The 15,857-nt window shown below is 71.5% G+C and carries 11 protein-coding genes; 6 read left to right on the forward strand and 5 right to left on the reverse strand.

The window, feature by feature from the left end:
• The first annotated feature begins 68 nt into the window (after positions 1–68).
• Both MUN74_RS10930 and MUN74_RS10935 read left to right on the forward strand, forming a co-directional pair.
• Entirely contained in the window at positions 69–494 is a 426-nt protein-coding gene (locus MUN74_RS10930) for a hypothetical protein (protein WP_244852093.1), read from the forward strand.
• A 317-nt stretch (positions 495–811) separates the two neighbouring features.
• Positions 812–2,011 (forward strand): MFS transporter, encoded by a 1,200-nt coding sequence (locus MUN74_RS10935; protein ID WP_244852094.1) that lies wholly within the window; start codon positions 812–814, stop codon positions 2,009–2,011.
• A 197-nt stretch (positions 2,012–2,208) separates the two neighbouring features.
• Here MUN74_RS10935 and MUN74_RS10940 read toward each other — a convergent pair whose 3' ends face one another.
• Both MUN74_RS10940 and MUN74_RS10945 read right to left on the reverse strand, forming a co-directional pair.
• Positions 2,209–3,033, reverse strand: a complete 825-nt coding sequence (locus tag MUN74_RS10940; protein ID WP_244852096.1) for a shikimate 5-dehydrogenase — start codon at positions 3,031–3,033, stop codon at positions 2,209–2,211.
• A 191-nt stretch (positions 3,034–3,224) separates the two neighbouring features.
• Positions 3,225–3,737, reverse strand: a complete 513-nt coding sequence (locus tag MUN74_RS10945; RefSeq protein WP_244852098.1) for a DUF3817 domain-containing protein — start codon at positions 3,735–3,737, stop codon at positions 3,225–3,227.
• Between the two features lie 107 nt (positions 3,738–3,844).
• Between MUN74_RS10945 and MUN74_RS10950 the strand changes: the two genes are divergently transcribed.
• The gene (locus tag MUN74_RS10950; RefSeq protein ID WP_244852100.1) at positions 3,845–4,378 is read left to right on the forward strand and encodes an adenine phosphoribosyltransferase; all 534 of its coding nucleotides are present in this window, start codon (positions 3,845–3,847) and stop codon (positions 4,376–4,378) included.
• Between the two features lie 39 nt (positions 4,379–4,417).
• On the opposite strand, the gene MUN74_RS10955 is transcribed toward MUN74_RS10950, so the two are convergent.
• A complete protein-coding gene (locus MUN74_RS10955; RefSeq protein ID WP_244852101.1) occupies positions 4,418–6,019 on the reverse strand; it encodes an AMP-binding protein in 1,602 nt (533 codons plus the stop codon).
• A gap of 151 nt (positions 6,020–6,170) precedes the next feature.
• Here MUN74_RS10955 and MUN74_RS10960 point away from each other — a divergent pair, with 151 nt between their 5' ends.
• The 3 genes from MUN74_RS10960 (at position 6,171) to MUN74_RS10970 (ending at position 13,573) form a co-directional block, all read left to right on the forward strand.
• A complete protein-coding gene (locus MUN74_RS10960; RefSeq protein WP_244852102.1) occupies positions 6,171–6,599 on the forward strand; it encodes a Fur family transcriptional regulator in 429 nt (142 codons plus the stop codon).
• Positions 6,600–6,730: 131 nt separating this feature from the next.
• Positions 6,731–8,200 (forward strand): catalase, encoded by a 1,470-nt coding sequence (locus MUN74_RS10965; RefSeq protein ID WP_244852103.1) that lies wholly within the window; start codon positions 6,731–6,733, stop codon positions 8,198–8,200.
• Positions 8,201–8,383: 183 nt separating this feature from the next.
• Positions 8,384–13,573 (forward strand): family 78 glycoside hydrolase catalytic domain, encoded by a 5,190-nt coding sequence (locus MUN74_RS10970; RefSeq protein ID WP_244852104.1) that lies wholly within the window; start codon positions 8,384–8,386, stop codon positions 13,571–13,573.
• A gap of 62 nt (positions 13,574–13,635) precedes the next feature.
• On the opposite strand, the gene MUN74_RS10975 is transcribed toward MUN74_RS10970, so the two are convergent.
• A complete protein-coding gene (locus MUN74_RS10975) occupies positions 13,636–15,285 on the reverse strand; it encodes a glycerol-3-phosphate dehydrogenase/oxidase (protein WP_244852105.1) in 1,650 nt (549 codons plus the stop codon).
• The gene (locus tag MUN74_RS10980) at positions 15,252–15,848 is read right to left on the reverse strand and encodes a TetR/AcrR family transcriptional regulator (RefSeq protein WP_244852106.1); all 597 of its coding nucleotides are present in this window, start codon (positions 15,846–15,848) and stop codon (positions 15,252–15,254) included. The genes MUN74_RS10975 and MUN74_RS10980 overlap by 34 nt, the downstream gene beginning before the upstream one ends.
• Positions 15,849–15,857 lie beyond the last annotated feature (9 nt).

Raw genomic sequence — 15,857 nt, forward strand, 5'->3', positions numbered from 1 at the left:
TCCGCACGCCGGTTCGGAGAGTGTTTTCGACCTTCCGCACCGAGCACGCGATCCATGGCACGGTTCTCGTGAGCGCCGTCATCGCCGTCGGCTGGAACGACGACACCGACCTCGAGGTGCTGCTCTTCGTGCTCGGCTCGGTCGGCGTGTTCTGGCTCGCGCACGTGTACTCGGGCATCCTCGCTCGCGAGGGCGACCGGGAGCCCCGGCTCCGAGCCGTGTTCACCGCGGCCCGCCGGTCGATGCGCCACACCACCGGGCTCATCGCCGCGATGGTGCTGCCGGTGATCTTCCTCCTGCTCGCCGTCGTGGGCGTGCTCGACGAGTACGTCGCCTACTACGCGGCGCTCTGGGTCGGCGTCGCCGTGCTCGCGGTCATCGGTTTCACGGCCTCGGCCCGCCGCGGCAGCCCCTGGTACCTGCGCCTGGTCAGCGCGGTCGTCACGGCGAGCCTCGGGCTCCTCATCATCTGGTTGAGCGCGCTCGTGCGCTGAGCACGGGGCGGCCGCCCTCTATCCCTGAGGCTGCGAACGCCGTCGCGCACTCGCCGGTGAGATGGGCGGTGGTGGTCGCAGCCTCGATCGGCCGTCTCGAAGGCCGCTGCGCACCCGCCGGTGAGATGGACGGCGGTCGTCGCATCCTCGTCGGCCGTCTCGGACGCCGCCGCGCACTCGCCGGTAAGATGGACGGCGGTCGTCGCATCCTCGTCGACCCTGGGCGCGCACATCGGCGCGCAGTCGACCCGCCGCCGGCATCTCGCGGAGCCCCGCCGCCGCCGCCCGCGGGTACGCCATCCGCTGCAGGTCTCTCAATGACGTCATCGGTTCCCTCCGTCACGCCCGCGCCGCCGTTCCCGTGGCTCGGGCTCGTCGTGCTCGCCGCGGCCGTGTTCCTCTCGGTCACGATCGAGATGCTGCCGACGGGCCTCCTGCCCGACATGAGCAGCGGCCTCCAGGTCGGCGAGCCGCTCATCGGCGTACTGGTCACGGTGTTCGCGGCGACCGTCGTCGTGCTCACCGTGCCGCTCGCCGCGCTCACGAAGCGGGTGCCCCGCCGCACGCTGATCGTGATCACGCTGAGCGTGCTCGCACTCAGCTGCCTGCTCACGGCGGTCGCGCCGAACTACCCGATGGTCGTCGCGACCCGGGTCATCGGCGGCGCGGCGCACGGCCTCTTCTGGTCGGTCGTCGGCGCGTACGCGGGCCACCTCGTGCCGAAGGAGCAGCTCGCCCGCGCGGTCTCGATCAGCGTGGCCGGCGGGTCGGCGGCGTTCGTGCTCGGCGTGCCGCTCGGCACCGCGCTCGGCCAGGCCTTCGGCTGGCGCCTCGCGTTCGCGTCGGTGGGCGTGCTCACCCTTGTGGGCGCATTGCTCGTACAGCGCTTCCTGCCGCCGGTGCGGCACCATGCGGGCGAGGCGGATGCCGCTCCCGTGCGCATCCGCAAAGACCCGACGTTCGTGCCCGTCATCGTGGTGTGCCTCATCACGGCGGTCGCGATGGTCGGCATGTACACCTTCTACACGTACATCGCGCCGTACATGACCGACGTGATGGGGCTGCCGTCGAGCGCCATCAGCCCGATGCTCCTCGCCTACGGCATCGCCGGTGCGGTGGGCCTCGTGCTCGCGGGCGCCGTGCTCGGGCGCCGTCCGACCGTCGGACTCGTGGTCGCGATGGTCGCGACGGGGCTCGGTGCCGCGGGGCTCGCGGCGTTCCCGGACGTGCCCGTCGTCGGCCTCGCGAGCTTCCTGCTCTGGGGCACGGCGTTCGGCGCCCTGCCGACGATGCTCAACACCCGGTTGCTGCACTCGGCGTCGGCGAAGATCCGCGACGCCGCGGCGTCGTTCTACACGACCGCGTTCAACACGGGCATCGGCGGCGGAGCGCTGCTCGGCGCGGCTCTCTACGGCGTGCTCGGCCTGCCCGCGCTGCCGTGGGTGTTCGTCGCGCTGCTCTCGTGCTCGACGATCGCGCTCGTCTGGACGGCGCTCGTCAACCGCGTGCATCGCTGACGCGTCTCGAAACCCCATGCGAGCCCGAATCCGCAGTGGAGGAACTTCTGCTTCGACGGCGGCGAGTCGGTGGGTGACGCACGGCGTGTCGGCGAGAAGTTCCTACACAAGCTGGGGCGAGTGCGCGGTGACGGGGTCTCGATACGCGTGCTCCTTCGTCGCGCGCTACTCGACCACCGGGGCGAGGCGCGCGCTCCTCAACCCGCCGTTTCGCGGGAGAAGGCGGCTGCGCGGGCGATCTGCTCGCGCGTGATCGCGACGCCCGTGTAGCGCTCGAACTGCCGCGCCGCCTGCAGCGCATGCACCTCGGCGCCCGAGATCACGGTCTTGCCGGCGGCGCGCCCGGCGAGGATGAGCGGGGTCTCCGCCGGGAACGCGACGACGTCGAACACCACGGATGCCGCGGCGATGTGCCCATCGGAGAACGCCAGCGCCGAGGCATCCGCCCCCTGCATGCCGAGCGGGGTGACGTTCACGATGATGTCGGCGCTGCCCGGCGCGGGGTCGTCGGCGACCCATTCGTAGCCGTACTGCGCGGCGAGCGCCGGGCCGAGCTCGGGGTTGCGCGCGAGCACCGTGAGGTGCGCGAAGCCCGCGTCGCGGAACGCCGCGACGACCGCCTTCGCCATGCCGCCCGATCCGCGCACGAGCACGCGCGACGACGGGTCGAGCGCGTTGTCGGCGATGAGCTGCGCGATCGCCTCGAAATCGGTGTTCGACCCCGTCAGCACGCCGCCGTCGTTGACGATCGTGTTCACCGACTCGATCGCCGCGGCTGACGGCTCGACGACGTCGATGAGGGGGATCACCGCCTCCTTGAACGGCATCGAGATGCTCGCACCCCGGAACCCGAGCGCACGGATGCCGCGCACCGCACCCTCGATGTCGTCGGTCGTGAACGCCTTGTACATGAAGTTCAGGCCGAGCTCGTCGTAGAGGAAGTTGTGGAATCGCGTGCCGAGGTTCGACGGGCGGCCGGCGAGCGAGATGCAGACCTGCATGTCCTTGTTGAGGATGGGCATGCGTCCATCATCCTCCGCGCGACGCCCGCGTGGCGCCCGCGTGGCGCCCGCGCGAGTCGCCAGAAGATGCTGCTCATCGCGCAATGAACAGCACCTTTTGGCGAGTCGCGGCCGGAGGCGGGCGGGGTGGGGCAGGGCGGGGCGCGGCAGGGCAGAAGCGTGGGGCGGTTGGGCCGGGGTTGCGGGCGGGCTCAGCCGACCTTGGGCGGGCCGATCATGAGCAGCACCGCGAAGAGCACGGCGATGCCGGCGACGGCGACCACCGTGAGCAGCAGCGGCCGGGCGAGGAACCAGCGCAGCAGGCGGTTCACCCAGTTGCCGTCGGCCGGGTGGTCGGTCGCCTCGAAGCGCCAGTCGCCCTCGAGGTGCCCCTTGCGCACGAGCCACAGGTCGAACGGCACGGTGGCGTAGGGCACGATCGCGGTCAGCACGGCGAAGGCGATGCGGCCGACGTTCCAGCGCTGGTTGACGCCGACGAGCACCGACTGGAACGCGTACGCGAGGAACACGAAACCGTGGATCGAGCCGCCGATGAGCACGGCCCACTCGATGCCCGCCGCGTACTTCAGGATCATCGCGACGATCAGGATCGTCCAGGTGACGACCTCGGCGAGCGCGAGCCAGCGGTAGAGGCGCTTCGGCGTGAGCGGGCTGCGCGGCGCGGCGACGGCGGGGGTGGCGCTCGTGGCGGGGGAGGTGGTCATGCGGTCGAGTCTCCAGACATCGGGGGATGCTTCCATGTTCGCAAGGGCGCATGGCCCGCGGCATCCGTCGAAGGTTTGAAATGCCGACGCCGGAGTAGGCTGCCACGGTGAACGAGCAAGACACCCGCGCCCTCGTCGAGTCCCGGCTCGCCGTCATCCCCGACTTCCCCGAGCCGGGTGTGCTGTTCCGCGACCTCACCCCGGTCTTCGCCGACGGCGAGGCGTTCCACGCGCTCGCCGAGGCGCTCACGGCCCCGTTCGCCGGCACGTTCGACGTGCTCGCGGGCGTCGAGGCGCGGGGGTTCCTGCTCGCGGCGGCCGCCTCGGTCGCCGCGGGGGTCGGCGTGCTGCCGGTGCGCAAGGCGGGCAAACTGCCGCGCGCCGTGCTCACCGAGGAGTACGCGCTCGAGTACGGCACCGCTGCGCTCGAGGTGCACGAGGGCGAGCTGCCGCCCGGCACCCGCGTGCTCGTCGTCGACGACGTGCTCGCGACGGGCGGCACGGTGGGCGCCGCGGCGCGACTCGTCGAGCGGGCGGGATGGCGCGTGGCCGGCGTCTCGGTCGCGATCGAGCTCGACGGCCTCGGTGGCCGCGCCGCGCTGCCTACCGACCTCGAGGTCTACAGCCTGCTGCAGTACTGAGCCCGCTCGCTACTCGACCACCGGGCGCATCGGCGCCGCTCAGCCTGCGTTCGCCGCCGCCTCGCGCGCCCGCAGGTCCTTGCGCAGGATCTTGCCCGAGGCCGACTTCGGGATCTGCTCGATGAACTCGACGACCCGCACCTTCTCGTGGGGGGCGACGTGGGCCGCGACGTGCTGCATGACCGCGTCGGCGTCGAGCGACGCGCCCTGCTGCAGCACGACGAACGCCTTCGGCACCTCCTGCCCGTCGTCGTCGAGCACGCCGATGACGGCGGCGTCGGCGATCGCGGGGTGTTCGAGCAGCACGGCCTCGAGCACGGCCGGTGCCACCTGGTAGCCCTTGTACTTGATGAGCTCCTTGAGCCGGTCGACGATGCGGTAGACCCCTTCGGCGGTCACGGTCGCGACGTCGCCCGTGTGCAGCCAGCCCTCGGCGTCGAGCATCTCGGCCGTGGCGTCGGGTCGTTTCAGGTACCCCTGCATCACCTGCGGGCCGCGGATGAGCAGCTCGCCCGGTGCGCTCGCCTCGTCGGGCGACGCCGGCACCGCGACATCCTCACCGGTCTCGACGTCGAGGAGCCGGGCCTCGGTGTTCGCGAGCAGCATGCCGATCGTCGACCGGTCGAGGTCGGGGCGGTCGACGGGGATGACGTGGGTGACCGGGCTCGTCTCGGTCATGCCGTACCCCTGGCAGACGATGCAGTCGAGGCGTTCGGCGACGTGCTCGGCGAGGGCGCCGTCGAGCGGCGCCGCCCCCGAGAACACGACCTTCACGCTCGACAGGTCGTACTGGTCGACGAGCGGATGCTTCGCGAGGGCGACCGCGATCGGCGGGGCGATGAACACCCACGTCGTGCGGTGCTCGCTGACGACGCGCAGGAAGTCGACGAGGTCGAACTTCGGCATGGTCACGAGCGAGGCCCGCTGGCGCAGCGCGAAGTTGAGCAGCACGGTCATGCCGTAGATGTGGAAGAACGGCAGCACGGCGAGCACGCGGTCGTCGTCGTTCAGGCCGATCGAGTCCTGGCACTGCGCGACGTTCGAGACGAGGTTGCCGTGGGTGAGCATGACGCCCTTCGGCCGCCCGGTGGTGCCCGATGAGTACGGCAGCACGGCGAGGTGCGTGGCGGGGTCGAAGCTCACCTCGGGCGCCGGCCTGCCTTCGCCGAGGAGTTCGGCGAGCGAGGGATGCCCCGGGGCTCCGTCGAGCACGATGATCTGCTCGTTCGGGATGACGAGGCGTTCGGCCGCGGTGAGCACGCCCGGCAGCAGCGGGCTCACGGTGACGACCCACCGTGCTCCGGCATCGCGCAGCTGGTTCTCGATCTCGTCGGGCGTGTAGAGCGAGTTGATGGTCGTGGCGGTGGCGCCCGCGCGCAGGATGCCGTGGAACACGGTCGCGAAGGCGGGAACGTTCGGGCACAGCACTCCGACGACGTCGCCGACGTGGATGCCGCGTTCGGCGAGCGCCCCGGCGAAGAGCCCGATGTGCGTGACGAGCTGGCGATAGCTCGTGGTCGCACCGCTCGTGCCGTCGATGATCGCGACCGCGTCGAGCCGGCTCTCGTCGAGGTCGCCGAACAGGAAGTCGAAGACCGACACGTTCGGGATGTCGATTGCGGGGCGGGGGCTCTCGGCCATGCGATCTCCTTCGATCACGATCGTGCGCGCCGATCGCCGTCGACCGGGCGTGGGACTCATCCTGCTTCACGGTGCGTCCGAGCGGAAGTGCCCGAGCGGAAGTGCCCGCGTGTTGTTTTGAGCGATTCAAAACAACTGCTAGCGTGAAGGCATGCACACGACCACGGCCCCCGAGCGCCTGCGCGCGGCCGGCCTGAAGGTCACCGCACCGCGCACGGCGGTGCTCGAGGCGCTGTCGGGCCCCGGCCACCTCGACGCCGAGACCGTGCTCGAGCGGGTGCGCCCCACCCTGCCGACGACGTCCCTGCAGGCCGTCTACGGCGTGCTCGCCGCGCTCACGGCCGCCGGCCTCCTGCGCCGCATCGAGCCCGCCGGGTCACCCGCGCTCTACGAGGGCCGTACCGGCGACAACCACCACCACCTCGTGTGCACGAGGTGCCACACCGTCGTCGACGTCGACTGCGTCGTCGGCGAGCCGCCGTGCCTCGAACCGAGCGACGCGGGCGGCTTCGCGATCCACACCGCAGAGGTCACGTTCTGGGGCCTCTGCGCGAACTGCCGAGCGGAGCCGGCGGCCTAGCCCGCGGCATCCGAACCCACCGCTTCCGCCGGCCCTGCCCGGCGGGAGACGAGCGCGCCCTCCCGGCGTGCTCGTCGCCGTGCCCCGGCACGGCATCGTCACCCGCCCGCCAACGAACGAAGGACGAACGCATGACGAACCACACGACCACCCAGACCGGCACCCCGGTCGCGAGCGATGCGCACTCGCTCACCGTCGGCGCCGACGGCGCGACCGTGCTGCACGACCGCTACCTCGTCGAGAAGCTCGCGCAGTTCAACCGCGAGCGCATCCCCGAGCGCATCGTGCACGCGAAGGGCGGCGGTGCGTTCGGCCGCTTCGAGGTCACGGCCGACGTCTCGCAGTACACGCGGGCGGCGCTCTTCCAGCCGGGCTCGAGCGTCGAGACGCTGCTGCGCTTCTCCTCGGTCGCGGGCGAGCAGGGCTCGCCCGACACGTGGCGCGACGTGCGCGGCTTCTCGCTGAAGTTCTACACGACCGAGGGCAACTACGACCTCGTGGGCAACAACACCCCGGTGTTCTTCATCCGCGACGCCATCAAGTTCCCCGACTTCATCCACTCGCAGAAGCGCCTGCCGGGCTCGGGCCTCCGCGACGCCGACATGCAGTGGGACTTCTGGACCCTCTCGCCCGAGTCGGCGCACCAGGTCACCTACCTCATGGGCGACCGGGGCCTCCCGCAGTCGTGGCGCGAGATGCACGGTTTCGGCTCGCACACCTACCAGTGGCTGAACGCCGAGGGCGAGCGGTTCTGGGTGAAGTACCACTTCCGTTCGCGCCAGGGCGACCTGCACCTCGACCCCGCAGATGCCGAGGCGATCGCAGGGGCCGACGCCGACCACTACCGTCGCGACCTGTACGAGGCGATCGAGCGCGGCGACTTCCCGCAGTGGGACCTCTTCGTGCAGGTCATGCCGTACGAGGATGCGAAGACCTACCGGTTCAACCCGTTCGACCTCACGAAGGTGTGGCCGCATGCCGACTACCCGCTCATCGAGGTCGGCACGCTGACCCTCGACCGCAACCCGCAGAACTTCTTCGCCGAGATCGAGCAGGCGGCGTTCTCGCCCGCGAACACGGTGCCCGGCATCGGCATCAGCCCCGACAAGATGCTGATGGCGCGCGTATTCAGCTACCCCGACGCGCAGCGCTACCGGGTGGGCACGAACTACAACCAGCTGCCGGTGAACGCCCCGCACGCGGCGCCCGTCGCGAACTACTCGCAGGACGGCGCGCAGCGCCACCACTACAACGCGCCGAGCGTGCCGGTGTACGCGCCGAACTCGTTCGGCGGACCGGCCGCGTCGGCCGATGCAGCCGGCGAGGGCTCGTGGGAGGGCGACGGCGAGCTCGTGCGCACCGCGTACACCCTGCGCGCCGACGACAGTGACTTCGGCCAGGCCGGCACGCTCTACCGCGACGTCTACTCGGCCGAGGCGAAGGAGCGCCTGCAGGTGACCCTGCTCGGCCAGGCGCGGGCGATCACGATCGACGAGATCCGTGAGCGGTTCTTCCAGTACTGGACGAACGTCGACGCCGGGCTCGGCCAGGTGCTGCGCGCGGCCTACGCGGTGGCCGCCGAGGACGGCGCGGCCGCGTAGTCGCCGCGATCTGCAACGACGGGCCGGATGCCTCTGGGTGAGGTGTCCGGCCCGTCGGCGTGTGTGCGCGGCGCTGCGCAGGGCGACGACATCGGGGGTCGGGTCTTGACCGTCGCACCGGGCGCTGGATAGGCTCCGACTGTCAGCAACTGATTGAAACGTTTCATCAATGAGGAGAAACGCGTGCGATCCAAATTCCGCAGTACAGCGACCGGCATGCTCGTCGCCGGCACGGTCTTCGCTTCGGTCATCTCGGCAGCACCGACGGCCGCCTTCGCGGCGTCGACGCAGGCCGCCGCGGTGACGGTGAGCGGGCTCGAGACCAACTCCGCGAAATCGCCGCTGGGCATCCCGCTCGCGGCCCCGAAGCTGAGCTGGCAGCTCGCCTCGGCCGGTCGGGGGGTGACCCAGTCGGCGTACCAGGTGCGTGTCGCCACGAGCGCGGGCGCGCTCGAATCGCCCGACGTGTGGGACAGCGGCCGCGTCGAGTCGGGCACCTCGGTCGAGGTGCCCTACGGCGGCCCCGACCTCGAGGGCGCCACCCGCTACGCCTGGCAGGTTCGCGTGTGGGACGGCGACGGGCGCGCGACCGACTGGAGCAAGCCCGCCTCGTTCGAGACGGCCCTCGCCTCGCTCGACGACTGGAACGGCGCCGCCTGGATCGGCGCTGACACCTCGATCCCGGCTGCATGGACGAACTCGACGCTGACCTTCACCGCGTCGAAGATCTCGGGCGCCCTCGGCGTCTACTTCCGCGGCCGCGACGGATCGAACGCCTACATGTGGCAGCTCAGCGAGAGCTCGAAGTCGCTGCGCCCGCACGTGAAGTCGAACGGCGCCTACACGGTGCTCTCGGCGACGCCGTTCCCCGCAGGCTTCGACTTCGCTGCGAAGCACGACTACTCGATCACCGTCGACGGGTCGACGATCACGACGAAGGTCGACGGGGCCGTGCTCGACACCCGCACGGTCTCCACGCACACCGCGGCCGGCCTCGTCGGGTTCCGCACGAGCGGTGCCGAGACCGGCACGGTCTCCGCGGCGAAGGTCACCTCGAAGTCGGGTGACGTGCTGCTCGAGACGGACTTCCCGGCGAACGACCGCACGTTCACGGGCGGCACGCTGAAGGGCGGCGACCTCGTCGTCTCGGGCGACACCGACGCCTGGTACGCCTACGGCGCCGACGTGCCGCTGCTGCGCACCGACTTCGACGTCGACAAGGAGGTCGCCTCGGCCCGCGTCTACGCCGCCGCACGTGGTCTCTACGAACTCCAGCTCAACGGCGAGCCGGTCGGCGACCAGGAGCTCGCCCCCGGGTGGACCGACTACAACACGCGCATCCAGTACCAGAGCTACGACGTCACCGACCTCGTCGAGGACGGCGACAACGCGTTCGGGGCCGAGGTCGCGAACGGCTGGTACGCCGGCCGGGTCGCCATGTTCGGCGACTCGATCTACGGCAGCGACACGTCGCTCATCGCCCAGCTCCGGATCCGCTACACCGACGGCTCGGAGGACGTGGTCGCGACCGGCGACGACTGGCGCACCACGAACGGTCCGACGACGTCGGCCGACCTCCTCGACGGCGAGGCCTACGACGCACGGCGTGCGGCCGAGGTCGGCGACTGGGCCGAGGCGGGTTACGACGACGGTGACTGGTCGCACGCGGTCGTGCGCCCCTCGGCCACAGCGAAGCTCGAGCCGCAGACCGCTCCGCCCGTGCGGGTCGTCGACGAGCTCGACGCGAAGGCCCTGCCGAGCCCGGCCGACGGCGTGCACGTCTACGACCTCGAGCAGAACATGGTCGGGCACGTGCGCGTGAAACTCACCGGTGAGGCCGGGCAGACGGTCCGCATCCGGGTCGCCGAAGTGCTGAATCCCGACGGCTCGCTCTACACCGCGAACTTCCGCAGCGCGAAGGCGACCGACTACTACACGTTCGGCGAGGACGGCACGGCGACGTGGGAGCCGAAGTTCACGTTCCACGGCTTCCGCTACGTCGAGATCACGGGCGTCGACGAGGCACCGGCGGCGTCCGCCATCACGGGCGTCGTCGTCGGCAGCGACAACGAGCAGACCGCATCGCTCGAGACGAACTCGGCGCTCGTCAACCAGCTGCAGAGCAACATCCTCTGGGGCCAGCGCGGCAACTTCCTCTCGATCCCGACCGACACCCCCGCGCGCGACGAGCGCATGGGCTGGACGGGCGACATCAACGTCTTCGCGAACACCGCGAACTACAACATGGACTCGCAGCTGTTCCTCACGAAGTGGCTGCAGGACCTGCGCGACACGCAGAACGCCGAAGGCTCCTTCCCCGGCGTCGCGCCGATCATCCCGGGCCGGTTCGACGGTGGCTACGGTCGTGCGGGCTGGGCCGATGCCGGCGTGCATGTGCCGTACTCGATCTGGAAGGCGTACGGCGACACCCAGGTGCTCGCCGACAGCTACGACTCGATGAAGCGATACGTCGACTACCTCGACGCGAGCGCCGTCGGCCACATCCGCAACGTCGGCGGGTACAACGACTGGCTGAACCTCGACGACGACACCCCGGCCACGGTCATCGACACAGCGTTCCTCGCCAAGGGCACGCGCGAGTTCGCCGAGATGGCGAAGGCGCTCGGGCACGACGACGTCGCCGCCGAGTACTCGGAGCGGTACGAGGCGATCAAGGCGGCCTACGTCGCGGCGTTCGTCTCGGCCGACGGCACCGTGCGCGGCGACTCGCAGACCGCCTACATCCTGACGATCATGAACGACCTCATCCCCGAGGGGCTCGAGGATGCGGTCGCCACGCAGTTCGAGGAGACGCTCGCACGACGCGGCAACCACCTCTCGACGGGCTTCCTCGGCGTCGACGGCCTGCTGCCGGCGCTCACGAAGATCGGCCGCACCGATATCGCCTACACGCTGCTGCAGAACACCGACTACCCGTCGTGGGGCTACGAGATCGGCAAGGGCGCGACGACGATCTGGGAGCGTTGGAACTCGATCATGCCCGACGGTTCGTTCGGACCGGTCGAGATGAACTCGTTCAACCACTACGCCTACGGCGCGGTGGGTGAGTGGGTGTACCGCACGATGGCCGGCGTCTCCGCGCTCGAGCCCGGCTACCGCAAGGTGCTCGTGGCGCCGCAGCCGGGCGCGGGGGTCGACACGGTCGACTACGAGCTCGAGACCCCGTACGGCACCGTCGTCTCCGACTGGCGAACGGATGCCTCTGGCACGATGCGCCTCGACGTGACGGTGCCTGCCAACGCGACGGCCGAGATCCGCATTCCGACGTCGAGCCGGTGGGCGATCACCGAGGGCGGCGTGCCCGCCACGTCGGCGGAGGGCGTCGAGTTCTCGCGGTACGAGAACGGCGCGGCCGTGTTCACCGTCGGATCGGGCGACTACGCGTTCGGCCAGGACGCGACGCTCGGCCGCCTCGGCGACACCCGTGACTCGGCGGCCGCGTTCGACGCGAAGGTCGAGGAACTCGACGAAGCCGGCTCGCTCTCGGCGGAGCAGGCGGAGGCGCTCACCGAGTACGCCGACACCTTCGCCGAGCGCGCCGACAGGGCCTGGGACGCGTACGTCGGCGACGCGAAGGGTCGCGACCGCGACCTGCGCACCGCCGCGGCGGCGCACAAGGCGCTGAGCGCGATCCAGTCGATCTCCGCGTACCTCGACCGTGAGGTCGACCATGGTGCGCTCGCCGTCGAGACGGCCGACGCGCTGCAGGCGATCCTCGAACCGGCGGCGGCGAAGCTCACGCAGGCCTGTGCGACGCTCGCCGGCGCCGAGGTCTCGCTCACGACTCCGGCCGACGGGGTCTTCCCGGGCGACGTGGCACGCGCGAGCATCGCGGTCGAGGTGACCGGAAAGAAGAAGCTGGGTCAGGTCGAGGCTGAGCTCGTCTCGGACGACGGGTTCACGGTCACCGCCGTCGACGAGCGGCGCCTGCCGCAGCTCGCGCCGGGCGCGACCTCGACGTTCGACTTCGACGTGACGGTGCCGGCAGGTACCGAGCCCGGTCGCTACGGACTGACGGGTTCGCTGAACTACCGATACGAGGGCACCGACGTCGAGATCCCGGTCGATGCCGAGCTCGTGGTGTCGGCCCCGGTCGTGGTGCAGGCCGTGACGGTCGAGCCGGCGGCGGCGCATCCCGGTGACGTCGTCGCGGTGACGGTCGACCTCGCGAACCTGAGCGACGACGCTCGCACGGGCGCCCTGCGCGTCGAGGGCCCCGAGGGCTGGAGCGCGGCGACGGCCGAGGTCGACCTCGCCGCCGGAGCGACATCAGCCGCATCCGTCGAGGTCAGCGTGCCGTACACGGTGACCGCAGGCGATGTCGCCCTCACGGCGTCGGTCGGCTCGACGACCGACGAGCGCGGTTCGGCGACGCTCGCGGTCGGCCTGACGAACGCCCCGGCGATCGTCGTCGACCACGTCGACCTCGGCCTCGCGCAGTCGGAGCGCTCGCACGGCCTCACGGCTTCCGAGCATTCGGGCACCTCGAGCGAGGCGGGCCTCACCCGCCGCTACACGCACACGTCGTATCCGGGCGGCTGGTTCGAGTTCGATGTCGCGGTGCCGGCGGGCGAACCGTTCGTGGTGCGCGCGGTCGAGACGTTCGACGGGGCGCGTCAGAAGACGTACGACGTGTCGGCCGACGGTGCGACGGTGTTCGAGCAGCGCTACGCCCGAACGGCTGGCGGCGCGGGAACGATGGCCTACCAGTTCCTGGTCGAGCCGTCCGCGGCGACGGCCGACGGCAAGGTGCGACTGCGCTTCCAGGACGTCGACGGCGGCTACGACCCCTCGATCGCCGACGTCTGGGTGCTGCCGGCGACGCCGGGTCTCGACGCCGCCGCGAACGTGCTCGCCGGCTCGGTCGCGACCGCCCGCACGAGCCTGCAGTCGGCGCCCGCGTGGAGCACGGCGAACCTCGTCGACGGCAAGCGCGAGAGCGTCGCGGGTGGCGCGAAGGGCTACACGTCGAACGGTCCCGACCGTTCGCAGACGGGCGTCGACCAGTGGGTCGCGTTCGACCTCGGCGAGGCGAAGCCGGTGAACACCGTCGTCGTCTACCCGCGCACCGCCACCGCCGACGACCCCGCGGCCGACGGCACCGACGGTGCGCACTTCCCGAAGGCGTTCGCGTTGCAGGTGAGCGACGACGGCGTGAACTGGACGACCGTGAAGCAGGTGACCGGACAGGCCGACCCGGGCCCGCGGCCCCAGACCTACCGGTTCGACACCGTGCAGGCGCGCCACGTGCGGCTCGCGGTCACCGAGCTCGGCCGGCCGACCGCCGAGGAGGGCCGACTCGGCTACTACCGCCTGCAGCTCGCGGAGGTGCAGGCCTTCGAGCTCGGCTGACGATCGCGCTCGTCGGACGACGGGTCGGATGCCTCGGGTGAGGTGTCCGGCCCGTCGTCGTGTCAGCTGAGCCGGGCCGTCGCCTCCGCGACCAACTCCGCGACCGCGTCGTGCGCGCGCTCGCGGTCGGGGGCGACGAGCCCGATGCGGGTGCGGCGGTCGAGCACGTCGTCGACGTCGAGCGCGCCCTCTGCCCCCACCGCGAACTCGATCTCGGCGCGGGTGACATCGATGCCCGGCGCGACGCGGTCGGCAGGGCGGTCGCAGCGGGCGAGGGCGAGCACGGTGGATGCCTCGGCGCCGAAGCGGGCCGCGAGCGAGGCGGGCGCTTCGCCGTCGTGAGCCGCCGTCGATCGCCCGGCCGGCGCCGCGTCGGCGCCGGCGAACGGCACGGCCGACGCCGGTGCACCGACGAGGGCGAGCTCGGCGGTGCGGCAGCCCGTATCATCGAGGCCGGCGTGCCGGCAGGCGAGGTCGACCGCGTCGCGCGCCATCGCGCGGTAGGTCGTGAGCTTGCCGCCGAGCACGTTGACGAGTCCCGACGCCGAGACCGCGACGTGGTGGCGTCGGGAGATGTCGGCCGTGCCGCCGCCGTTGCCGCCGGTGTCGATGAGCGGGCGCAGGCCGGCGAACGCGCCGAGCACGTCGCTGCGCCCGAGGGAGCGTGCGAGCGCCGACGAGATGGTCCGCAGCAGGAAGTCGATCTCCTGCTCCTCGGGCTGCGGCACGTCGGGGATCGGCCCGGGCGCCTCCTCGTCGGTGAGTCCGACGACGACGCGACCGAGCTGCTGCGGCAGGGCGAACACGAACCGGCTGACCGATCCGGGATGCGGCACGGTGAGCGCGACCGTCGGGTGTCCGAGCACGGCGGCGTCGAGCACGAGGTGCGTGCCGCGACTCGGGCGCATCCGGATGCCGGGGTCGAGTTCGCCGGCCCAGACCCCCGCGGCGTTCACCACCGCGCGGGCCCGGAGGGTGAGGGATTCGCCCGTGACCGTGTCGGTGAGCGTCGCGGAGTCGGCCGTCGCATCCGAGACGCGAACTCTGGTGAGCACGGTCGCGCCGTGGGCCGCAGCGGTGCGGGCGAGGGCGACGACGAGCCGGGCGTCGTCGACGAGCTGCCCGTCGAACGAGAGCATGCCGCCCCGCAGGCCCTCGCGTCGCAGCCCGGGCGCCAGCGCGAGCGCCTCGGCGGTGCCGACGTGTCGTGGGTGCGCGAGCACGCTCGCGGGCGTGCGCGCGAGCATGCGCAGCCCGTCGCCGAGTCCGAGCCCGACGCGGCCCATCGCCCGCTGCTTCGACGACGTCGAAGCGGTGAACGGCAGCAGCTGGGGGAGGCTGCGCACGAGGTGCGGCGCGACCCGGGTCATCAGGACGTGCCGTTCGACGGCGCTCTCGCGGGCGACCGCGACGTCGCCGGTGGCGAGGTAGCGCAGGCCGCCGTGCACGAGCTTCGAGCTCCACCGGCTCGTGCCGAACGCGAGGTCGTGCGCCTCGGCGAGCACGACCGACAGGCCGCGGCTCGCGGCGTCGAGGGCCACGCCCGCGCCGGTGACGCCGCCGCCGATGACGAGCACGTCGACCGGCGTCGTGCGGTCGGCGAGCGCTTCGAGCTCGCGGCGGCGCCGTGCGGCGTCGAGCGTCGACGAGTGCGCCGGCGCCGGGGCGGGGGAGGAGGTCAGGGACGCAGGTGTCCGTCGAGGGCGTGCCAAAGTTCGTTGCTCCAATGCGGCTCGTCGATGAGGGCGGAGACGGTGTCGTGGGAGAGGATCGCCGACTGGGCGACGAGCAGCAGCATGACGGCGAGGTCGCCCGGCGCGCCCTCGCGCACGGTGCCGCCGCGCTGGGCCTCGGCGATCGCGACCGAGATCCACTGCAGGATGACGCGCTGGCTCGTGCCGATGCGCTGCAGCGTGTAGCGGGTGAACACCTCGGGCTCGCGCTCGAGCAGCCGGCCGAAGAGCGGGTCGGCGCGGAAGAGCTCGGCGAAGCGCAGCACGTCGCGCACGATCTCGTCGCGCGAGGTCGCGGGTTCGGGGAACCGCTCGATGAGCGCCACGGTCGCCCGCACGAGGGTCGCTCGCACGATCTCGTCGGCGCTCGCCCAGCGCCGGTACACGGTCGGCCGGCTGACGCCGGCGTTGCGCGCGACCTCGGCCACGGTGACTCCGCCGACGCCACGTGCCGAGATCAGCTCGGCGGCGGCGTCGAGCATGCGCGACTCGGTCTCGTCCCACACCGGACGGTCGAGCTCGAGCACTTGACGATCTTCCATGATGTGTCA

The organism is Agromyces sp. H17E-10, assembly GCF_022919715.1.
GTDB lineage: Bacteria > Actinomycetota > Actinomycetes > Actinomycetales > Microbacteriaceae > Agromyces.